The 20851-nt window shown below is 71.5% G+C and carries 17 protein-coding genes and 1 riboswitch; of the genes, 11 read left to right on the top strand and 6 right to left on the bottom strand.

Annotation, left to right across the window (positions count from 1 at the left end):
* Window positions 1-102 precede the first annotated feature (102 nt).
* Complete coding sequence (locus H490_RS22465) at window positions 103-852, top strand: TetR/AcrR family transcriptional regulator (protein ID WP_069187459.1); 750 nt, start codon at window positions 103-105, stop codon at window positions 850-852.
* A 4-nt stretch (window positions 853-856) separates the two neighbouring features.
* Here H490_RS22465 and purU read toward each other — a convergent pair whose 3' ends face one another.
* Complete coding sequence (gene purU / locus H490_RS22460) at window positions 857-1762, bottom strand: formyltetrahydrofolate deformylase (RefSeq protein WP_017883700.1); 906 nt, start codon at window positions 1760-1762, stop codon at window positions 857-859.
* Window positions 1763-1785: 23 nt separating this feature from the next.
* Window positions 1786-1870: riboswitch (ZMP/ZTP riboswitch) on the top strand.
* 48 nt (window positions 1871-1918) lie between these two features.
* Between purU and glyA the strand changes: the two genes are divergently transcribed.
* From glyA to H490_RS22435, 5 genes are all read left to right on the top strand, one after another.
* Entirely contained in the window at window positions 1919-3202 is a 1284-nt protein-coding gene (gene glyA, locus H490_RS22455; RefSeq protein ID WP_017883699.1) for a serine hydroxymethyltransferase, read from the top strand.
* A gap of 82 nt (window positions 3203-3284) precedes the next feature.
* Window positions 3285-4160, top strand: a complete 876-nt coding sequence (locus H490_RS22450) for a bifunctional methylenetetrahydrofolate dehydrogenase/methenyltetrahydrofolate cyclohydrolase (RefSeq protein ID WP_017883698.1) — start codon at window positions 3285-3287, stop codon at window positions 4158-4160.
* Window positions 4161-4320: 160 nt separating this feature from the next.
* A complete protein-coding gene (locus H490_RS22445; protein WP_017883697.1) occupies window positions 4321-5064 on the top strand; it encodes a VTT domain-containing protein in 744 nt (247 codons plus the stop codon).
* Between the two features lie 138 nt (window positions 5065-5202).
* On the top strand, window positions 5203-5574 hold the full coding sequence (locus tag H490_RS22440) for an ArsR/SmtB family transcription factor (RefSeq protein WP_017883696.1): 372 nt from the start codon (window positions 5203-5205) through the stop codon (window positions 5572-5574).
* A 71-nt stretch (window positions 5575-5645) separates the two neighbouring features.
* On the top strand, window positions 5646-6638 hold the full coding sequence (locus H490_RS22435) for an SRPBCC family protein (RefSeq protein WP_017883695.1): 993 nt from the start codon (window positions 5646-5648) through the stop codon (window positions 6636-6638).
* 22 nt (window positions 6639-6660) lie between these two features.
* On the opposite strand, the gene H490_RS22430 is transcribed toward H490_RS22435, so the two are convergent.
* Both H490_RS22430 and H490_RS22425 read right to left on the bottom strand, forming a co-directional pair.
* Entirely contained in the window at window positions 6661-8511 is a 1851-nt protein-coding gene (locus tag H490_RS22430; RefSeq protein WP_017883694.1) for a glycerophosphodiester phosphodiesterase family protein, read from the bottom strand.
* 148 nt (window positions 8512-8659) lie between these two features.
* Entirely contained in the window at window positions 8660-9619 is a 960-nt protein-coding gene (locus tag H490_RS22425) for an oxygenase MpaB family protein (RefSeq protein ID WP_017883693.1), read from the bottom strand.
* A gap of 240 nt (window positions 9620-9859) precedes the next feature.
* Between H490_RS22425 and H490_RS22420 the strand changes: the two genes are divergently transcribed.
* From H490_RS22420 to H490_RS31075, 3 genes are all read left to right on the top strand, one after another.
* Window positions 9860-10291, top strand: a complete 432-nt coding sequence (locus H490_RS22420; protein WP_017883692.1) for a pilus assembly protein N-terminal domain-containing protein — start codon at window positions 9860-9862, stop codon at window positions 10289-10291.
* Between the two features lie 120 nt (window positions 10292-10411).
* Complete coding sequence (gene ccsB / locus H490_RS22415; RefSeq protein ID WP_017883691.1) at window positions 10412-11344, top strand: c-type cytochrome biogenesis protein CcsB; 933 nt, start codon at window positions 10412-10414, stop codon at window positions 11342-11344.
* Between the two features lie 4 nt (window positions 11345-11348).
* Window positions 11349-11942, top strand: coding sequence for a VanZ family protein (locus tag H490_RS31075; RefSeq protein WP_017883690.1), 594 nt, complete (start codon window positions 11349-11351; stop codon window positions 11940-11942).
* 40 nt (window positions 11943-11982) lie between these two features.
* Here H490_RS31075 and H490_RS22405 read toward each other — a convergent pair whose 3' ends face one another.
* The 3 genes from H490_RS22405 to H490_RS22395 all read right to left on the bottom strand — a co-directional run bounded on the left by H490_RS22405 (window position 11983) and on the right by H490_RS22395 (window position 16174).
* Complete coding sequence (locus H490_RS22405; protein ID WP_152424221.1) at window positions 11983-14127, bottom strand: acyltransferase family protein; 2145 nt, start codon at window positions 14125-14127, stop codon at window positions 11983-11985.
* 84 nt (window positions 14128-14211) lie between these two features.
* The gene (gene hemQ, locus H490_RS22400; protein WP_017883688.1) at window positions 14212-14958 is read right to left on the bottom strand and encodes a hydrogen peroxide-dependent heme synthase; all 747 of its coding nucleotides are present in this window, start codon (window positions 14956-14958) and stop codon (window positions 14212-14214) included.
* A 40-nt stretch (window positions 14959-14998) separates the two neighbouring features.
* Window positions 14999-16174 (bottom strand): hypothetical protein, encoded by a 1176-nt coding sequence (locus H490_RS22395; protein ID WP_017883687.1) that lies wholly within the window; start codon window positions 16172-16174, stop codon window positions 14999-15001.
* 255 nt (window positions 16175-16429) lie between these two features.
* Here H490_RS22395 and H490_RS22390 point away from each other — a divergent pair, with 255 nt between their 5' ends.
* Window positions 16430-19081 carry a LuxR C-terminal-related transcriptional regulator gene (locus H490_RS22390; RefSeq protein ID WP_081611618.1) on the top strand — a complete coding sequence of 884 codons (2652 nt, stop codon included), beginning with the start codon at window positions 16430-16432 and terminating at the stop codon, window positions 19079-19081.
* A 290-nt stretch (window positions 19082-19371) separates the two neighbouring features.
* Complete coding sequence (locus H490_RS22385; RefSeq protein ID WP_017883685.1) at window positions 19372-20850, top strand: sugar transferase; 1479 nt, start codon at window positions 19372-19374, stop codon at window positions 20848-20850.
* The last annotated feature ends 1 nt before the right edge of the window (window position 20851 follow it).

The raw sequence follows: 20851 nt of genomic DNA, 5'->3' as shown, positions 1-20851 counted from the left end.
GCGCTAGCGTGAACCGGGACCGGCGCGGCGGCCGCGGGGGCGCCGCGGCTCAGCGCCGCGAACGGCGGCTCGGAGCGGCACCGGCGACAGAGGGGGAGTGCGATGGCAGCAGCAGCCGACGGGGCGAGATCCCCCCAACGGCCCGCTCCGGCGCGACGCAGGGCCGGGCGGCCGAGCGTGCGCGTGCTCTCGCGACGTCTCATCATCGAGACCGGCCTGCGGCTCATCGACGAACGCGGTGCCGACGGCGCCGGCATGCGCGCGATCGCCGCCGAACTCGGCGTGCGGCCGTCCGCGCTGTACAACCACGTCGCCGGCCGCGCCGAGCTCATCGCCGGTGTGCGGGAGCTGCTCAGCGACCGCATCCCCACCGGCGTGTTCGAGCACGAGCCGTGGGACGAGGCGCTCGCGGAATGGGCCCACCACTACCGCGACGCCTTCGCCGCCCACCCCTCGACGGTCGCGCTGCTCGCCGTGCTGCCCCTCGCCGAGGAGTCCGCGACGACGCGCATGTACGAGGCCGTCATCGCCGCGATGCTGCGGGCCGGCTGGCCGCGGGACCGCGCGCTCACGGCGCTCGTCGCGCTCGAATCGTTCATACTCGGCTCGGCTCTCGATCTCGCCGCCGCCGACGACATGCTCGATCCCGGCCCCCGCACCGACGTGCCCGCATTCGCCGTCGCCTACGAAGCGCGGCGTGCGGCGCTCGCGGCCGCCGGCCAGCGGCCCGCGGACGCCGCGTTCGAGCTGGGGCTCCGCGCGCTGCTCGCAGGTCTGCGGGCCGAACTCGCGGCCGTGCGCGAGGAAGCCGGATCCGGACCGGTGAGGCCGTCGGCGCCGAATACGCCGTGACCCGCTACTGGAAGATGATGGTGCGGTCGCCGTCGGCCAGGATGCGGTTCTCGGCGAACCAGTTGACCGCGTGCCGCAGCACGCGCGCCTCGATGTCCTGCCCCAGCTGCACGAGCTCGCGCGGCGAGTAGGAGTGGTCGACGCGGGTGGTGTCCTGCTCGATGATCGGCCCCTCGTCGAGGTCGGTGGTGACGAAGTGCGCGGTCGCGCCGATCAGTTTCACGCCGCGCTGATGCGCCTGCTTGTAGGGGTTGGCGCCCTTGAACCCGGGCAGGAACGAGTGGTGGATGTTGATCGCGCGCCCCTCGAGCGCCTCGCACAGCTCTGGCGACAGGATCTGCATGTAGCGGGCCAGCACTACGAGCTCGATGTCGAGCTCTTCGACGGCCTCGAGCACGCGACGCTCGAACGCGGCCTTGTCGTCGGCGCCCGCGATGGGGCGGTGCTCGAAGGGCACCCCGTAGAACTCGGCGATGTCGCGCATGGTCTCGTGGTTCGAGAGCACGAGGGGCACCTCGATCGGCAGCTGGCCCGCGCGGCGGCGGTAGAGCAGATCGTTGACGCAGTGAGTCGCGGTGGAGGCGAGGAGCAGGGTGCGCACGGGACGGCCCACCGTGTCGAGGCGCCAGGTCATGTGGTAGCGCTCGGTGACGGGCGCGAGGGCGCCCGTGAACCGCTGCTCGAAGGTCTCGGGCTGCGCCACCGCCTCGACCTGCAGACGCATGAAGAATCGACCCGTGTCGGCCGAGGCGAACTGCTGGCTCTCGGCGATGTTGCCGCCGGCGGCGACGATCGCCCCGCTGATCGCGTGCACGATGCCCGGACCGTCGATGCACGAGAGGGTGAGCACCCACTGGGTGCTGTCGGTGGTCTCTGCGGGGGCGATCGTGTTGGTGCTCACGGAGTACAAGGGTAGTGGATCCGCGCTAAACTGATGGCTGTCGTGACTGGCGTGCAGATGGGACACCATCGGGGAACGACGTTTCGCATCAATTGGCCGCTCGCCTGGGTCGTATTTCTCTGGAATCTCCGTGTGCCACGGAGACGAAGACAGAAGGAGCACACAATGTCCACCCAGTCCGCATTCTTCAACGAGCCGCTCGAGGCGGTCGATCCCGAGATCGCCGAGGTGCTCAAGAACGAGCTCGGCCGCCAGCGCGGCACCCTCGAGATGATCGCCAGCGAGAACTTCGTGCCCCGCGCCGTGCTCGAGGCGCAGGGCTCCGTGCTCACCAACAAGTACGCCGAGGGCTACCCGGGCCGCCGCTACTACGGCGGCTGCGAGTTCGTCGACGTCGCCGAGGATCTGGCCCGCGAGCGCGCCAAGTCGCTGTTCGGCGCGAAGTACGCGAACGTGCAGCCCCACTCGGGCGCGAGCGCCAACGCCGCCGTGCTCAGCGCCATCGCCGAGCCCGGCGACACCATCCTGGGCCTCGAGCTCGCCCACGGCGGCCACCTCACCCACGGCATGAAGCTCAACTTCTCGGGCAAGCTCTACAACGTCGCGCACTACGGCGTCGACCCCGAGACCTTCCTCATCGACATGGACGTCGTGCGCGAGCAGGCGCTCGAGCACAAGCCGAAGGTGATCATCGCCGGCTGGTCGGCCTATCCCCGCACGCTCGACTTCGCGAAGTTCCGCGAGATCGCCGACGAGGTGGGCGCGACCCTGTGGGTCGACATGGCGCACTTCGCGGGCCTCGTCGCCGCGGGCCTCTACCCCAACCCGGTGCCGCACGCCCACGTCGTCTCGTCGACTGTGCACAAGACCATCGGCGGCCCCCGCTCGGGCTTCATCCTCACGAACGACCTCGAGATCTACAAGCGTCTCAACTCGAACGTGTTCCCCGGCCAGCAGGGCGGCCCGCTCATGCACGTGATCGCCGCCAAGGCGACCGCCTTCAAGCTCGCCGCAACCGACGAGTTCAAGGATCGCCAGGTGCGCACCCTCTCGGGCGCCAAGCTCGTGGCCGAGTCCCTGACGAGCGAGGCCTCGAAGAGCGCCGGCGTCGACGTGCTGACCGGCGGCACCGACGTGCACCTGGTGCTCGCCGACCTGCGCCACAGCGAGCTCGACGGCCAGCAGGCCGAGGACGCGCTGCACGCGGTGGGCATCACCGTCAACCGCAACGCCGTGCCCTTCGACCCGCGGCCCCCGATGGTCACGAGCGGCCTGCGCATCGGCACGCCCGCGCTCGCGACCCGCGGCTTCGGCGACGCCGAGTTCGCCGAGGTGGCCGACATCATCGCGCAGACCCTGCAGCAGTCCGGCGACATCGAGGCCCTCAAGGCCCGGGTCACCGCGCTCGCAGAGGCCTTCCCGCTGTACCGCGGCCTCGAGACCTGGTAAACCCGTTCGCCGGGCCCGTCGAAGCGGGCGGCGCTCGCCGCCCATCGACGGGCCCGGACACGGCTCACAAGAGGAGTCAGTCATGTCTGCAAACATCCTCGACGGCACGGCCGCGGCCGCCGCGATCAAGAGCGAGCTGACGCAGCGGGTGGCCGCGCTGCGCGAGCGCGGCATTGTGCCCGGTCTCGCCACCGTGCTCGTGGGCGAGGATCCCGGCTCGCAGTGGTACGTGGCGGGCAAGCACCGCGACTGCGCCGAGGTCGGCATCGCCTCGATCAAGCGCGAGCTGCCCGAGACGGTGACCCAGCAGGAGCTGGAGGCGGTGCTCGACGAGCTCAACGCCGATCCCGAGTGCACGGGCTACATCGTGCAGCTGCCGCTGCCGAAGCACATCGACACCGACCGCATCCTCGAGCGCATCGATCCCGGCAAGGACGCCGACGGTCTGCACCCGACGAACCTCGGGCGTCTCGTGCTCAACGCGAACACCGAGATCACGAGCCCCCTCCCCTGCACCCCGCGCGGCGTGATCGAGCTGGTCGAGCGCAACGGCCTGTCGTGGGCCGGTCAGCACGTGGTGGTCGTGGGTCGGGGCGTGACCGTCGGCCGGCCGATCGGCCCCCTGCTCACGCGCCGCGAGTACAACGCGACCGTCACGCTGACGCACACCGGCACGAAGGATCTCGCCGCCGAGCTGCGCCGCGCCGACGTGATCGTCGCCGCAGCCGGCGTCGAGGGCATCGTCGCCGCCGAGCACGTGAAGCCCGGCGCGATCGTGCTCGACGTGGGAGTCTCGCGCAAGACCGACCCCGAGACCGGCAAGAGCCGCGTGGTGGGCGATGTCGACCCGGGCGTCGCCGAGGTGGCGTGCTGGGTCTCGCCGAACCCCGGGGGGGTCGGCCCCATGACGCGCGCGCTGCTGCTGCAGAACGTGGTGGAGATGGCCGAGCGGGCCTGACCGCCGCGCGTCCGACGGAGGCCCCGGAGCGTACGCGATCCGGGGCCTCCGTCGGTTCGGCGGCGCGGGCGCTTCCGCATCGGGAGTGGTCGTACAGCAGCGGCGGGCATACTAGAAGGCGTCGTGCCCGCCTGATCCGATCGAAAGCAGAGCCCCACACGTGACTCTCACCTCCTCTTCGCTGAGCGCACTCGTCGTCCCCGCGCTGCTCGGCATCGACTGGCTCGACCCCGAGACGCTGCTGGAGGCGGGGGGCTGGGCCGCGCTCGTGCTCGCGTGCCTGTTCGTGTTCCTCGAGACCGGCGTGGTGGTGCTCGCCTTCCTGCCCGGCGACTCGCTGCTGTTCACCGTGGGGCTCTTCAGCGCGACCGGGCCGGGCGGCGTGCCGATCATCGACATCCCGATCTGGATCACCTGCACGGTGCTGTTCATCTGCGCGTTCCTGGGCGACCAGATGGGCTTCATGCTCGGCCGCAAGATCGGCCCGGCCATCTTCAACCGCCCGAAGAGTCGGCTCTTCAACCCCGAGAACGTGGCGCGCACGCACGCGTTCTTCGAGAAGCACGGCCCGAAGGCGATCATCATCGCGCGCTTCCTGCCGATCATCCGCGGGTTCGTGCCCGCCGCGGCGGGCGTCGGCAACATGACGTACCGCCGCTTCGTCGTCTACAACGCGGTCGGCGGGCTGCTCTGGGCGGTGGGGGTGACGCTGCTCGGCTACTTCCTCGGGCAGATCCCGTTCGTGCAGCAGTACAGCGAGGTCTTCATCATCGTGCTGGTGCTGATCCCGGGCATCCCGATCCTGGTCGAGATGTGGCGCGCGTTCTCGTCGTGGCGGGCGAAGCGCCGGGCGGCGAAGAGCGGAACCGCCCCCGAGTCCCCCCAGGCGCCGGCCGCCGAGTAGCGACGCGCCCGAACAGCCCCGCACGAGGCGGGTGCCGAGTTCGCTTGCGCAAGCGGGAGCCGCGGGGAGCCCGGGGTTGACCCGGGCGCCCGCGTGACTTGATATGCAACTAAATGGTTTCATATTGAGGAGGCGCTCATGAAGACCGCTCCCGACCGCCAGCCCACCGCCATCGGCGAACTCGACGACGCCGAGGTCGACCGCGTCTTCCGGGCGCTCGCCGACGCCACGCGCCGCGACATCGTGCGCCGCACGCTCGGCGCAGAGGCGTCGATCTCGCAACTCGCCGACCGCTACGAGATGTCGTTCGCGGCCGTGCAGAAGCACATCGCCGTGCTCGAGGCCGCCGACCTCGTCGAACGCATCCCCCGAGGAAGGGAGCGCATCATCCGAGGCAACCCCGACACCATCCGCCGCGCCCAGCAGCTGCTGGGCCGCTTCGAGCAGATCTGGCGCGGGCGCATCGAACGTCTCGACGCGCTCCTCGCCGAGGATCCGCCCGCCAGCTGACCCCGGGCCGGCGCAACGCGGCGCCGACCCCCACCCGCGTCCCGCACGGCGCACCACGAAAGGCCCGAATCATGCCCATCACCGCAGTCACCACCGATCCCGAAGCGCTCACCCTCACCGTGATCGCCGACTTCACCGTCCCCGTGCGCAGACTCTGGGACGCCTACACCGACCCGCGCCAGATCGAGCGCTTCTGGGGGCCGCCCGAGTATCCCGCCACCTTCCTGCGTCACGACGCCCACCCCGGCGGGCTCAGCCAGTACTACATGACCGGCCCCGAGGGCGACCGCAGCTGCGGCTACTGGGAGTGGGACGCCGTCGACGCGCCGCACTCGTTCGAGGTGCGCGACGGCTTCGCCCACGAGGACGGCACGCCCAACCCCGACCTGCCGAGCATGCGCATGGTGTTCGAGTTCGCCGAGACCGCGCTCGGCTCGCGACTCACCACGACCACGCACTTCGGCTCGCTCGACGAGCTCGAGCAGCTGCAGGGCATGGGCATGGTCGAGGGCATGAGCGCCGCGATGGGGCAGATCGACGCCGTGGTCGAGGATCTCGCGTCGTTCGCCGCCGGACGCGGCACCGAGCTGCAGCTGATCGGCGACCGCCAGGCCCGCGTCTCTCGGGTGATCCGAGGCACGGTCGAGCAGGTGTGGCGGGCGCACATGGACCCCGAACTGCTGCGGCGCTGGCAGCTCGGCCCCGACGGCTGGACCATGCCGATCTGCGAGGTCGCCGCCGAAGCCGGCGAGCGGTACCGCAGCGGCTGGGAGAACACGGCCGACGGCCAGCGGTTCGGGTTCACCGGCGTCGCCCGCGAGGTGTCGGCGCCGTACCGCTCGGTCACGACCGAGGCGATGTGGACGCCCGACGACCCCGATGCGGCGAACAGCGCCGAGACGATCAACGAGATGACGCTCACCCCCGTCGAGGGCGGCACCCTGCTGTCGCTGCTCATCACCTACCCCGACGAGGCGACCCGCGAGATGATCCTCGCCACCGGCATGGTCGACGGCATGGAGACGAGCTACGCGCGCCTCGAGGGCCAGGTGCTCGGGGTCTAGGCCGTGCGCGGAGAGCCCGCGCCTAGACGACCTTCACGAAGCGGGTGACGGCGTCGACCAGCACGTCGGCCAGCCCGGTCTCCTGCTGCATCTCGGCGCGCAGGGCGAGCACCCGGTCGGGGTGATCGGTGATGATGCCGTCGGCGCTGCGCCGCAGCTGCTCTCGCATGCCGGCCTCGTCGTTCAGGGTCCACACCATGAAGCCGAGGCCCGACTCGGCAGCCGACCGCTGCAGCTGCTCGGTCGCGCTCCACTCCTCGGGCACGATGAAGTCGGCCGGGGTGTCGGGCGCCGCGACAGCGGCGAACGCCATCGTGTAGCCGACCGTGAGGTCGGGGCGCAGCTGCTTCAGGCGGGCCACGCTCGGGGCGTCGAGCGAGTGGTAGATGTTGCTCTCGAGCGCGTCGAGCGCCTCGAGCTCGGCCACCAGCCGTTCGACGTGGTCGGGGGTGTCGGCGCCGCCGAGCTTGATCTCGATGAGCAGCGGCATGCCGAGCTGCTGCGCACGCGTCACGTAGTCGGCGAAGCTCGGAATGAGATCCTCGTGCCCGTGCTGATCGTGCACGGTGATCGCGGTCAGCTCGGCGAGGGTGAGATCCTTCACGGCGTCGGGCCGCCCGGCGAGACGGCCGAGGGTCGCGTCGTGCATCGCGACGAACTCGCCGTCGGCCGTCTGCATGACGTCCATCTCGACGAGGTCGGCGCCCGCGGCGTGCGCGGCATCGAGCCCGCCGAGGGTGTTCTCCACGCCGCCGTCCGAGAAGCCGCGGTGCGCGAGCACGAGGGTCTCGGGGGCGTCGGAGAGCCGCTGCATGGTGTCGACGGCCACCGTGCCGAGACCGAGCGCGGTGACGAGGGCGAGCGCGCCGACGAGCAGCGCCGGGCGCCGCGATCGGCGCGCGGGATCGCCCTCGGGGGAGGGGGCGGGCCGCGCCCGCTCCACGAGCGTCACGCCCGGCGCGAGCCGATCGGCTCTCCGCCGCACGCTCATGATCAGGATCGACGCGACGAACGCCGTCGCCAGCCCGCTGAGCAGGAAGCCGACCACCTGCGCCGCCCCGAGCGAGTAGGCCGCGACGAACGGCGAGGCGCCGGGTGCGAGCTCGTCGGTCAGCGCGGTCGGCACCACGGCGGCGACGGTCAGCGCGAGCGCCGCGAGACCGGCGAGCAGCGTCACGGCGGCGACCGCCAGCACGAGCGGCAGCCAGCTCCGAACGCCGCGGGTCAGGCGCCAACTGCACCGCGACGCCCGCCCGCCATCGGTCAGCACGAAGACGGGCACGGTGAGCGCGAGACGCACGTTGAGCACCGCGAGCACCAGCAGGAAGGCTCCGAGTGCGACCGTGCTCGACGCGCTCTTGAGCAGCTCGCCCGAGACGAACGAGGGGATCGCGATGCCCCGGGTGAAGGTCGAGGTGAAGCCGAAGCCCGTCAGGGGCAGCAGCAGGAACAGGTAGCAGAGCAGCGGGAGGGAGCTCGGTCGCAGCAGCTTGCGCGCGACCCGGCCGAGTTCGGCCGCGAAGCCCCGCCAGCCGATGCCGGGCCACTGCAGCAGTACCACGAGAGCGGTGAACTGCAGCGAGACCAGCCAGAACGCGAGGGCGATGATCACCACGATCAGCCCGATCGTGAGCGGGAGCCCCTGGCCGGGCGCGAGGGCGCCCAGATCGAGGCCCGTCATGCCGCTCGCGCGCAGCGCCTCGCGGAACAGCCACCCGATCACGGGCAGCGCGATTCCCAGGATGACGAGCTGGGAGACGAGGATCAGCCCGAGCAGCCGCGTCCCGCCCGAGCGCACGAGACCCCACCCCAGGACGAACAGCGTCGCGCTCTCGCGCCAGATGCCGGGTTTGGACGGTGTCTCGATTTGCATGGTCTCAGTGTATGGCGATACGGGTGCGCGGGCCCGGCGCCCCGTGCGCGGACTGCGGCTGCGGCGCCGCCGGTCTCGCAGGGCTCACGGTCGTCTCGGGGCGATGCCGATGGGTCGCCCAGGGACGGTACGGGCCCGGGGCGCGGGATCAGCGCCGGCGCACCCTGCGATAGGGGTGGGTCTGCACGCGCTCGGCCACCTCGGAGATCAGATCCTCGCTCGAGCGCCCCGCGCGGGCCGCGGCGGTGAGCCGCCGCGTCACGCGCGCGGCGGCGCGCAGGCTCATGGGGCGCCCCTCGACGCCGAACAGCAGCCGCGCCCAGTCGGGCAGCAGGGAGAGGATGCCGTCCTGGATGTTGACCGCGGCCCACACCTTGACCGGGTTTCCGCGGAGCGCGGGTGCGCGCAGCTCTCGGGAGAGCTCGGCGGCGGGCAGCGTGAGCGCCATCCACCCCCGGTTGTCGTGGATGTAGCGGTCGAGCTCGAAGCGGCTGCCCGGCAGCAGCGACGCGTCGGTGATGCCGACGATGCGAGCCGCCTCGTGCTGCTCGACCACGAATCGATCCTGCTCGGCCACGGTGAGCGTCGGACCGAAGGCGTCGGAGGCGCGCAGCACGCCGTAGACGATCGCATTGTGAGTCCAGGCGAGCCACTCCTGGGTGTCTGCGCGCAGCTCCTCGCCGGTGCGCGGGTCGGTCCAGACGCTCGCCGCATGCAGGCGCTGCACCGCTTCGCCCGCCGCGTCGGCGTGGGCCCGATCGCCGAAGACGGTCGTGTCGATGTACCTGCCGGTGCGCTCGGCGCGGCCCTCCGCGTCCGAGGCGTACCCGCTCGTCCCGTCGAACACGCGCATCATCATCGGGTTGAGCGACTGGAGCAGCAGCGCGGCGACGCCGCCGAGCTTCGAGCTGGGGTCCGAGAAGAGCCGCCAGCTGACGCTGCCCGGGCCGAAGTAGCCGTCGTCGGCGGCGGGGGCGCTGGCGGGGTCTCCCGCCGCGGCTCCGGGGGCGCTCGCCGCGCTCGTGCCGCCCGCGTGCGCGACGGGGCAGCCGGCGGGTCGTGGGCCGTCGGCCGTCGATTCAGCGGTGTCGGTGGCGGTGATGCTCATGGTGCTCCCCTGTCGTGCGCGGGCCCGGGAGGTGATCTCCGGACAACTCTTGGATAGTGTCCAATGTTAACCATGATTCGATGTGCAGGGAAGCTGCGGATCGGCGGCGGTCGGACTCGACGCGGGAGACCGCCGCCCGGGGCCGTGGCCCCGGACGCCGGCCGGGTGCGTCTCGCCCCCGATGCTGCGAAGTCACCGAGGCCGCTTGGGGGCGCGCTGCGGAGGTGCCACACTGATGCCATGAGAACGAAGAACTGGGCCGCTCTCGGAGCCGCCGCCCTGCTGGCCCTGACGCTCGCCGGCTGCGGCGGGAGCGGCGGGAGCACCGAGACCGCCGACGACTCGGGCAGCGGCACCGCCTCCGAGCCGATCGGCAAGGACACGATCGCGCCCGTCACGATGAGCGCGAACGAACTGCAGGGCGCGCGCGTCGAGCTCGTGGTCGGCCAAGTGCTCAACATCAACACCGACAGCCTCGCAGTCGACAGCTACACCGGCGAGGTCGCCGATCCCGAGATCGCCGAGTTCACCCCCGGCCGCGTGGGCGACAGCGCCGAGTTCAATCCGGGCGTCACCGCGCTCTCGCCCGGTTCGACCGAGGTCACCATGACGAACGAGCAGGGCGGCATCCAGCCGCTCACCTTCACGGTCGAGGTGACGGCGCGCGACTGAGCCCGACCGGGCGGGTGCGCACCGGGGCCGGCGCCTGTGAGTTCCCAGGCACGCAGGGTACCCTGATGCACTGTGCTGAGTGAGCTGGAACACTACTCGACGATCGCGCTGTATTCCGCAATGATCGTGTACTCGATCGCGTTCGTCTTCTACGCGGTCGACCTCGCCAACCGCAGCGGCGACGCGGCGCAGCAGGCCGTGCGCGGCGACGCGCGGCAGGCGGCGGCGGGAGCGGGCGGCGTCGCGACGCTCACCCGCACCGCGCCCGTCGCCCGCACCGCGACGAAGCAGCCCCGCTCCCGCTCGCTGCGCATCGGCTTCTCGCTCACCGTGCTCGCCTTCCTGCTGCACCTCGGCGCCACCGTGCTGCGCGGCATCGCCGCCGAACGCGTGCCGTGGGCCAACATGTACGAGTTCGCGCTGACGGCGACGTGCGCGATCGTGCTCGTCTTCCTGCTGGTGCAGTTCTTCGTCGATCTGCGCTTCCTCGGCACGCTCATCACGGGCATGACGGTGCTGTTCCTCGGCATCACCAAGATCAACTACTACGTCGAGATCGTGCCCCTGCAGCCCGCGCTCGACTCGTACTGGCTGGTGATCCACATCCTCGTGGCCGTGCTGGCCGTGGCGTTCCTCACGCTGTCGTTCGGGCTCTCGATCCTGCAGCTGCTGCAGACCCGTCGCGACAGCCGCGTCGCAGCTGGAGAGCCCGGCGGATTCGCCTTCATGGGCAGCCTGCCCGGGGCGGTGCGGCTCGAGGATCTGGCCTACCGCCTCGCGATCATCGGCTTCGTGTTCTGGACCTTCACGCTCATCGCGGGTGCGATCTGGGCCGAGCGCGCCTGGAGCCGCTACTGGGGCTGGGACACGAAGGAGGTCTGGACGTTCGTGATCTGGGTGCTCTACGCCGGCTTCATCCACGCGCGTGCGACGCGCGGCTGGCGCGGCACCCGCTCCGCGTGGCTGAACGTCATCGCCTACGCCGCGGTGATCTTCAACTTCACGATCGTGAACGTCTTCTTCAAGGGCCTGCACGCCTACTCGGGGTTGTGACCCCGTGTCGGGCGACGGCGCCGACGCACCGCCCCTGGCGGTGAGCGGCGCCGCCCCGCCCGCGGCTCGATCCGCGGTCGTGCCGCGCCGGCCGGCGATCACCGCCCGAGTGTGGGCCGGGATCCTCGGGCTGCTCGCCGGAGCAGCGCTCGTGACGGTGATCACGCTGCACCCGGCTCCCGTCGATCGCGGCCACCGGGCGCTGGTGCGGGAGGCGCTCGCGCTGCTGCACGGCCTCGGCGTGCCCGAGTGGTTCGGCTACGCGGCGCTCGAGTTCACCGCGAACATCATGATGTTCGTGCCGCTCGGCTTCTTCGCGGCGCTGCTGCTGCCGCTCGGCCGCGCCTGGCTCGCGGCGCTGCTCGGCGCGGGGTTCTCGGCGGCGGTCGAGATCGCGCAGCTCGCACTGCTGCCCGAGCGGTTCGCCAGCGTGCTCGACGTGGTCGCGAACACGACCGGCACCGGCGTCGGCGTGGGCCTCGCGGTGCTGCTGCGCGTCTGCGTCGCCGCCCGCGACAGGCGTCTGCTGCGCGAAGCGGGGATCCCCGCGGCCGCCCCGGCCGCGCCGCCAACCCCCGCCCCCTCGCGCTCGAACTGACGCGTGCGGTCGCTCCGCCCGCGCGGAACGACCGCACGCGTCAGTTCGTCGCCGGCTGTGCCGAGAAGAGCTGCGGCTCCGCCTCGCGCAGCGCATCGAGCAGCGCCGGCTCGGTGGTGCGGGCGTAGGTGCTCGTCATGTGCCCGTCATCGCGGTAGACGAGCACGTTGCCGACGATCGGCTCGCAGACGACCGGCCCGCACAGCGCGTCGGAGAGGTCGAGGATGCTGAGGTTCGCCGGCAGATCGGCCGCCAGCGTCTCGAAGAAGTCGGAGGCGAGCTTCTGCGACCGGGGCAGGGAGCAGGCCTCGGGATCGCCCCCGTGCTCGACGAGGCACTCGGGCACGTCGAAGGGGAACTTCGGGGTGCCCCGGATCCCCACCACCTCGATGCCGAGCTCGCCGAGCTTCTCGACCTGCTCGACCATGCCCGTCGGAATCTCCTCCGGGGTGTCCGCCTCGAAGGAGACGACGCTGCCGAGAGTGAAGACGAGGTCGGGATCATACGACGCGATCGTGCGGATGACGTCGCCGTTCCAGTCGCTGCAGGTGTCCCCGGTCTGCTCGGTGGTGAGCCGGCAGCCGTCCTTCTCGATGACGATCAGGCGCCAGTGGTGCTGCTCGGCGATGCTGCGCAGCGCGGGATACCACTGCACCGAGAACGACCCGCCGGTGAGCACCACCGTGCGCTCGGCGCCGAAGTCGTCGACGTCGCAGACCAGCACCTCGCCCGCCCCGGGCTCGTCGCGGTGCGACTGGATGCAGCCCTCGTGGTAGATCGGGGCGAGATCGATGAAGGCCGATGTGGGCGTGGGCAGGAAGCGCGCCTCGGGATCGACCCGCACCGCCGGGTGCGGGCCGGCGAGCGCGCCCGCCCCGACCTGCTCGGGCGAGAGCTGAGCGGCCGCCGCGAGATCCGCCTTGCGCTGCTGGTTCACGGCCTGCGCCCACCCCACGGTCACCGTCGAGAGCAGCATGAGGGGCACCAGGGGCACGGCGGCGGCCCGCGGCCACGACCACTCCTGCAGCGATCGTCGCGAGACCGACGAGACGAGCCGCTCGGTGAGGATCGAGAGCACGAACGACACGGCCGCCACGAAGATCGCGACGTCCCAGCCCACCGACGTCTCGTCCCGCGCGCGCATGGTGAAGACCAGCACGGGCCAGTGCCAGAGGTACAGCTGGTAGGCGATCCTGGCGAGGAACTTGACGGGGCCCACGCTGAGCGCCCGCGCGGCCCACCCGTCGGGGGCGCCGCGAGTCGCGCCGAAGAGCACGAGCAGCGACGCCCCCACCGGCCAGAGGGCCGGCACCCCCGGGAACTCGCGCGCGCCGTCGAAGATGAAGCCGCACACGAGGATCATGCCGAGCCCGACCCAGATGCCGCCCTCCCGCACCCACGACCGAGCGCAGAAGGCAGCGGGGATGAACGCGATCAGCGCCCCCGCACCCAGCTCCCAGAACCGGCTGAACGTGTTGAAGTAGGCGACGGTCTGATCGGCATCGACCAGGATGAGCGCCCAGACGAACGACACGACCGTCAGCACGACGGTCGTCGCGAGGAACACCGCTCGGAACGAGAAGCCGCCCGCACCCGCGGCACGGGCATCGCCGGCGCCGGCGCCCCTGCGGCGCCCGAAGGCCGCGTAGAGCGCGAGCGCCAGGAACGGCCAGACCAGGAAGAACTGCCCCTGCACGGCCAGCGACCAGAAATGCTGCACGGGGCTCGAATCGGGCCCCGCGGCGCCGTACGAGAGCTGCGACGAGATGAGCTCCCAGTTCTCGTAATACAGCGCCGAGGCGAACACCTCGCGGAAGGTCTGCAGGTACCGGGTCGCCGGAACCCACAGCCAGGTGCCGATCAGCACCGCGGAGAGCACGATGACCGAGCTCGGGATCAGCCGCGTCGAGACGCCGATGAAGTGCTTGCGCAGCCAGGCCGCAGGTCGCTTGCGCCCGCCGCCCGGCTCGGGCCGGTCGAAGTAGCCGAGCAGCTTGCGCGTGAGGAAGTAGGCCGACAGCACGAGGAAGACGTCGACCCCGCCCGAGACCCGGCCGTTGCCGAAGACGTGGAACAGCATGACGAGCGTGAGCGCGATGCCGCGCACACCGTCGATCTCGTGCATGTACCCGGCCTTGGCGCCGGGGCGCACGGCCGTCTGCTGCTGTACTGCGAATGCTCCCACACGCCAGATGGTAGGTCGCGTGCCCGGCGGGGGCGGACAAAAGCCGTGATTCCTACTCACCCCGCTCGGGGCGGAGCGCAGTCGCTACTGCAGCACCTCGACGATCTCGACGGTCTCGATGCGCCGACCCGTGTAGAACGGGGTCTCGAGGTGCACGTAGTTGCGGGCGTCCACGCCGCGCAGATCCCGCATCATGTCCACCAGCTCGGTGAGGTCGTCGGCCTCCATCGGCAGCAGCCACTCGTAGTCGCCGAGTGCGAAGGCCGACACCGTGTTCGACACGACGCCCGCGTGCTGCGCGCCCGCGCGGCCGTGCTCGGCGAGCATTGTGCGCCGATCCTCGGGAGGCAGCAGGTACCATTCAGGCGACCGCACGAACGGGTAGACGGCGAGCCACTGCTGAGCCGGCACGCCGCGCACGAAGCCCGGCAGATGGCCGCGGTTGAACTCGGCGTCGCGGTGCACGCCGACGGCGCTCCACGTGCGGATGAGCGGGCTGAGCAGCGTCGAGCGGCGCAGCTCGCGCAGGGCCCACTGCAGATCCTCGGCCGCAGTGCCGTGCAGCCAGACCATGAGGTCGGCGTCGGACCGCATGCCGCTGACGTCGTACCAGCCGCGCAGGGCGACGCCCTCCTCCTCGATGACCTCGACCACGCCCTCGAGCTCCTGCACCGCGTCCGGCACGTCGCGGCCGTCGATCGTGACGGGGTGCGACGAGCTGACGCGGAACACCGCGAAGAGGGTGAAGGCGGGGTCTTCGGCGCTGTTCTCGAAGTCGACGTCGATGGCGGTGCTGCGGTCGGGGACGGCGTGGAGCGGCGAGGAGTTCATGCTCTCATCGTGGTGCCTCGCCCGTGCGGATGCAAGGGCGTCAGGCGATCGGCGAGGCGAATTCGACGATCCGGCGCCACGCGTCGGCCCAGGTGGGCACCCGCTGGGGGGCCGCGTCGCCGCCGCGTTCGATCGCGGCGATCGCCGCCTCGGCGACCGATGCCGCGTCGTCGAGCGGCACGGTGTGCTGCGCGATCCCGTCGGGGAGCGCCAGCCCGAGGGTGAGCACCGGGCGACGGCTGGCGAGCGAGTTCCAGATCTTCGCCGGCACGAGGGTCTCCCTGCGGTCGCCCACGCGGTAGGGGAGCAGGATCGCGCTCCAGCGGTCGATGATCGGCGGCAGCTCGGCGACGGGCACCGGAGCGGCGAGAATCGCGCCGGCATCGCGCAGCACGGCCCGCGAGGCCTCGTCGACCTCGCCCACGACCTCGACGGGGTGCGCCCGCGCGACGGCGGCGACGGCGGGCAGGTCGATGATGCCCTCCTGCACCGTGCCGAAGTAGCCGATCGGGGCGTCGGCGCGCGGGCTCGACCAGGGGTGCCGGGTGAACTCGTCGTCGGCGGCGGGCAGCACGAGGATTGAGTCGAGGCCTCGCTCGGCCCACTTCCGTTGCATGGCGGCGGAGTCGGTGACGAGGCGCGCCTCGCGCTCGAGGGCGTTCTCGACCCGGCGCCAGCCGCGCGGCGGGAACCAGTTCGCGGGCACCCTCGACCAGTCGAGCACGCGGTCGTAGACGTGCCGGCCCCGGCCGAGCCGCCGGGCCAGCGCCAGACCTCGTCGCGAGGGCACGTACTGCAGCACCATCGTCTCGTCGGCCGCAGCGGAGCCCAGCAGCCGACGGATGCGGCGCAGGGTCGCGCCGGGCAGCAGGTCGACCGGCGACCAGCGCAGGATCCGCACGCCCTCGGGCACCTGCTGCGTCGGGGGAGCGGCACCGCTGCCGCGCCGCAGCCGGGCCACGACCTGCCGCGCGTCTCTGAGCTGCGGCTCGACGAACACGACCGCCGTGCCCGACGCCGCCGCCGCGCGAGCGAGCGAGTGGTGGCGCTGCCAGGCGAAGTTCCACTTCACGGAGCTGAGGATCACGAGGGCCGCGGGAGGCCGCGCGGAGCCCGCCGCGTGAGCGGGGCGGTGCGACGCCGCCTCGCGCGCGGCGGCGGAGCCGGCCTGCTCGGCGCTCGCGGCCCCCTCGCCGCTGTCTGCGTGCTGGGCCATGACTCTCCTTCGAATCGTGATGACCGGGCCCTCATCTTTGCATGTCCGCCCACCGTTGGCTGCGAAAGCATGACGCATTTATCACATAGTTAACAATTTCCCAAAACCCCCATTGACGTGTCGCGAGTTCCGGGCGGAGACTTACGTACGTGCGAAACACGTAATGTCGAGTGCAGGGTGAAAAAACTCGGCCTACTCTGAGGGGGCTTTCGGGCGGCAGTGGGGGCCGACTGGCTCCCCTGGGGGAGTCGAGTGATGGAACTATTCAATGCAGACGGGGTGGAGCGCGAATTCACGATCTCAGCTGAATCGCGCGCGACGGTCGAGGAGAGCAGCACTCCCGAACGTCTCGAGATGCTGCTGGAGGCCCTCGGGCCGCCCGGCAGCGTCGCACTGCTGATCGGCGAGGCCGGAACGGGCAAGAACCGGCTCGCCCAGGAGGCGGCGGGCGCCCTGGCGGGACGGCTCGGCGAGCCGGTCTCGGTGATCGCGCTGGAGCCGCCGCCGAGCCCGCTCACGGGTATCGCCACCCACTTCGGCTTCCACTTCCCCGAACTCTTCGGCGCCTCCGACGCGCTCGAGAACAGCGACCACTTCAACATCGAGGAGCCCGAGGTGCTGGCCGCCCGGCTCATCGAGGCGGTCGAGCGCGACAGCGAGAACGGCACGCCGCTGCTCATCGCGCAGGGCCTCGACCAGTACTCGCCGATGGCGTCCATGATGCTCGACCGGCTCGTGCGTTCGCATCGGATCCGCGTCGTCGGCACCACCCGCCAGCTCAGCGGCGCCGCGGGTCAGCTCGCCCGCGACCCCCAGGTGCGCAAGATCTCCGTGCCCCCGCTCTCGGTGGCCGAGGCGCAGCGCTTCATCGTGCAGCTGCTCGGGGCCGAGTACGTCGAACTGCAGACGCTGCGCCGCTGGTACCGGGTGACCGAGGGCAACTCGCTGTCGCTCACGCTGCTCGCGCTCACCCTCGACCGTCGCGGCCTCGTGGGCCGCAAGCGGGGAGTCGTCTACGAGCTGCCGGGCGCCGAGGCGGTGCCGACGGAGTTCCGCGAGTTCCTGCACAGCACGTGCACCGCAGCCGAACTGCGCACGCTCGAGCTGGTCGCGCACGTCGAGCCCATGTTCGAGAACGCCTTCATCCAGCTGCTCGACCCGGTGCACGTGGCGCACCTCACCGAGCAGGGACTGCTGGTCGCGGGCACCGGGCCGAGCGGCCGGCTGACGCTCAGCCTCAAGCACCAGCTGCTCACCAAGGCGGTGCGGGAGCAGATGACCCCCGCGCGTCTGGTCGAGGTGAGCAATCAGCTGTTCGACGCGCTGCACGACGAGCTGGGGTCCGAGGATCCGTACCGCTCGCCCCGCCTGCTGTTCCGCATGGTGGCGATGGGGCTCGACGCCGATCGCAGCGTGCCCCTCGGCTGGCTGTGGGAGGCGCTCGAGATCCTGCGCAGCGGGCACGAGCTGCAGCTGCGGCTGCGCGTCGCGCTCGCGGTCGCCGCGCACCCCGACGCGTCCACCCTGCAGCTGACCATCGGCGCACAGCAGGCGAGCCAGATCGCGCGCTTCATCGGGGATCGCGCCCGTCTCGCCGAGGCCCTCGACCACGTGCGCACCGCGGTCGAACGCACGCGACGCGTCTCGGGTGTGCCCGCGCTGCTGCGCGCGAAGCTGCGGCTCGCGCTCGTCGAGCACCTCACGCTCGACCGGGAGGACGCCGAGGGCGCCGAGGCGCTGCTCGACGAGCTCGAACGGGAGTTCGCCGAGGCCGACGCGCGCGTGGTGGAGATCGTGCGCAACGCCCGCGTGCTCTTCCTGGGACGCTCGGGACGCCTGCGCGAAGCGGCCGAGCTGGTGCCGGATCCCGGCCGCTTCGGCACGATGCCGATCGAGTGGGAGCGCACCTTCGGACGCGCGATCTCGTCGCTGATCCTCGCGCAGCGCGGGCGGCAGGAGGACGCGGTTCAGGTGGCGGAGTACGCCGAGTCGTTCGCGTCGCTCGGCGAGCAGCCGCAGATCGACAGCGCCGACCTGCTGCGCTTCTGCGGCTTCATCGGCGCGTGGGGCTGCGGCGCCCTCGAGTCGGCGCGGCAGATGCTCGGCGAGGCCGTGCGGCAGTCGTTCTCGGACGTGCACTACTCGGGGCTCGTCGACACCTGCGCGGTGCTGATGAGCCTCTCCGACGGCAAGTGGCGGCTGGCCGCGCAGCGGGCGGAGCGCCTGCGCGAGCGGCTCGCGGCGTACGATCGGCACGGCGTCGCGGCGCTCGTGAACGCCGCCCTCTCGCTGGCGCTCGCCGCCCTCGGCGAGCACGCGGCGAGCCGCCGGGCGATCCGCCTCGCCGAGAGCCGGCACTCCGGCATCTCTCAGGCCGTGACCGGGTACCTGCGGCTGCTGACCCTGCAGGCCCGCCAGTGGAACGGCGACGAGGAGAAGGCGGAGCTCGCGCTGCGACTCGCCTCGTGGGCGCGCACGCAGCAGCTCGAGGCGATCGAACTGCGCGCGCTGCGCCTGCTCGCGGTCGAGGATCGCGCCGAGGCGGCGCCCTACCGGGGGCGCATCGAGGCTCTCGCGGCCTCGATGGACCCCCCGTTCGGCGAGGCCCTGCTCGCCCACTGCGAGGAGCTGCTGGACGGGCGGGACGGGTGGGACACCCCCGCGTCGAGACGGCTCACGGAATACGGCATCTGGATGCCGCTGCCCCTCACCGAGGAGCTGTCGTCGCGGGAGCGGGAGATCGCGCTCTTCGCCTCGCTGGGCTACTCGAGCCGATGGATCGCCGAGCAGTTCCACCTCTCGGTGCGCACGGTCGACACGCACCTGCGGCACGTGTTCACGAAGCTGCGGGTGAGCGGTCGCGACGAACTGCGGCAGTGGTTCCGACGCGAGCACGTCTCCCGGTAGGCGCGGGAGCGCTCCATTCGGTGAGCTCCGGGAACGGCCGTTCCTCTGGGATCTGCCGTGTGTATGGCCCGGGAGGCGGGAACTGTCATATTCTCGGCAGATCCCATATCGAAGGCCGTGCGTAGAGGCCGGGCCGGGGGATTGCGTAGCGGGAGGGGACTCCCCGCGAGAGTCTCGGGGAACCGCGCCGAACCCCTGCGTAGGGCTTGCGTAACTTGCCCCCGCGGCGCCCCCGCCGCTTCCTAGCATGATCCCAATTTCACGACGGAGTGCAAGCTAGGGGAGTCGGCATGCTGGTGGAGAGCGGGCTGGATACGTTCACGGGAGCGGTGGCGCTGTCGCCGCGGCGCACGCCCACGCTGGAGCGCAGGCGGCGCTGGGAGCGGAACTTCCGGTGGTGCCTGCGCACGTCCGACACGCTGGTGATCCTCGCCTCGGTGGGGGCCTCGCTGCTGCTGCAGTCGCTGCTCGTGGGCACGAGCCGCTCGACCCCGGTCGTGGCGGTCGCGCTCGTGACGCTCTGGATCCTCGCCCTCACCGGCATGCGCAGCCGCGACCTCGGCTGCCTCGGAGCGGGCGCGCTCGAGTACCGCCGGGTGGCGCACGGCACCGGCCTCGCCTTCGGCGCGGTCGCCATCGCCGCGCTCATCGCCGACTGGAGCGGCGACCGGGTGCTCATCTTCGCCGCGTTGCCGATCGGGCTCGTCGCGCTGCTCGTCTCGCGCTGGGAGTGGCGGCGCTGGCTGCGCGAGCAGCGCCGCATCGGCCACTACGCCTCGCGCACCCTCGTCGTGGGGGAGCGGGCCGACGTCGAGTACGTGATCCGCACGCTGCAGGCGGATCGCGGCAGCGGCTACCAGGTGGTCGCGGCCACGCTCTTCGGCGCCGACCGGGGCCCGCTTGTCGTGGGCGGCCGGCGCTACCAGGTGCGCGGCAGCGCCGACCAGGTGGCCGCGGTCGCCTCGCAGGCGGGGGCCGACACGATCATCGTCGCCAGTCAGCCGGAGAACGCGCCCTCCTTCGTGCGCGAGCTCAGCTGGCGGCTCGAGGGCACGGCGGCGAACCTCGTGCTCTCGAACCGGGTCACCGACGTGGTCGGCCCGCGCATCTCGTTCCGCCCGGTCGAGGGGCTGCCGATGCTGCAGATCAAGATCCCCTCCTACGAGGGCGGGCACCACCTGCTGAAGCGAGGCCTAGACGTGAGCGTCGCCGCGCTCGCGCTCGCCGCGATCGCGCTCATCACCCCCGTGCTGGCGCTGCTGATCAAGCTCGACTCGCCCGGCTCCGTGTTCTTCTCCCAGCAGCGGGTGGGGCGCGACGGGCGCGTGTTCACCATGTTCAAGTTCCGCACCATGGCGGTCGACGCCGAGCAGCGCCTCTCGGAGCTGCGGGAGCGGAACGAGGGATCCGGCCCGCTCTTCAAGATGAAGCAGGATCCGCGCGTCACCCGCGTGGGGCGGGTGCTGCGCAAGCTCTCGCTCGATGAGCTGCCCCAGTTCTGGAACGTGCTGCGCGGCGACATGAGCGTGGTCGGCCCGCGGCCGCCGCTGCCCGCCGAGGTCACCGCCTACGACGGCACCGTCGTGCGCCGGCTCTATGTGAAGCCGGGCATCACGGGCCTCTGGCAGGTGAGCGGTCGCAGCGACCTCTCGTGGGACGAGAGCGTGCGGCTCGACCTCAGCTACGTCGAGAACTGGTCGCTGATGAACGACCTGCAGATCATGTGGCGCACCGCGCGCGTCATGGTGCACCGCGAAGGAGCGTACTGAT

Origin of the sequence: Leucobacter sp. UCD-THU (assembly GCF_000349545.1) — a bacterium.
GTDB lineage: Bacteria > Actinomycetota > Actinomycetes > Actinomycetales > Microbacteriaceae > Leucobacter > Leucobacter muris.
The sequence above is the reverse complement of the archived record's forward strand: the minus strand, read 5'-3'. Positions and strand labels throughout refer to the sequence as shown.

What these genes read in the sequence shown, in the direction of transcription:
- H490_RS22450 (WP_017883698.1), top strand. Translation starts at nt 3,285, where the DNA reads ATGTCTGCAAACATCCTCGACGGCACGGCCGCGGCCGCCGCGATCAAG.
- H490_RS22385 (WP_017883685.1), top strand. Translation starts at nt 19,372, where the DNA reads ATGCTGGTGGAGAGCGGGCTGGATACGTTCACGGGAGCGGTGGCGCTG.
- H490_RS22420 (WP_017883692.1), top strand. Translation starts at nt 9,860, where the DNA reads ATGAGAACGAAGAACTGGGCCGCTCTCGGAGCCGCCGCCCTGCTGGCC.
- H490_RS22390 (WP_081611618.1), top strand. Translation starts at nt 16,430, where the DNA reads ATGGAACTATTCAATGCAGACGGGGTGGAGCGCGAATTCACGATCTCA.
- H490_RS22435 (WP_017883695.1), top strand. Translation starts at nt 5,646, where the DNA reads ATGCCCATCACCGCAGTCACCACCGATCCCGAAGCGCTCACCCTCACC.
- ccsB (WP_017883691.1), top strand. Translation starts at nt 10,412, where the DNA reads ATGATCGTGTACTCGATCGCGTTCGTCTTCTACGCGGTCGACCTCGCC.
- H490_RS22465 (WP_069187459.1), top strand. Translation starts at nt 103, where the DNA reads ATGGCAGCAGCAGCCGACGGGGCGAGATCCCCCCAACGGCCCGCTCCG.
- H490_RS22440 (WP_017883696.1), top strand. Translation starts at nt 5,203, where the DNA reads ATGAAGACCGCTCCCGACCGCCAGCCCACCGCCATCGGCGAACTCGAC.
- glyA (WP_017883699.1), top strand. Translation starts at nt 1,919, where the DNA reads ATGTCCACCCAGTCCGCATTCTTCAACGAGCCGCTCGAGGCGGTCGAT.
- H490_RS22430 (WP_017883694.1), bottom strand. Translation starts at nt 8,511, where the DNA reads ATGCAAATCGAGACACCGTCCAAACCCGGCATCTGGCGCGAGAGCGCG.
- H490_RS22425 (WP_017883693.1), bottom strand. Translation starts at nt 9,619, where the DNA reads ATGAGCATCACCGCCACCGACACCGCTGAATCGACGGCCGACGGCCCA.
- hemQ (WP_017883688.1), bottom strand. Translation starts at nt 14,958, where the DNA reads ATGAACTCCTCGCCGCTCCACGCCGTCCCCGACCGCAGCACCGCCATC.
- H490_RS22395 (WP_017883687.1), bottom strand. Translation starts at nt 16,174, where the DNA reads ATGGCCCAGCACGCAGACAGCGGCGAGGGGGCCGCGAGCGCCGAGCAG.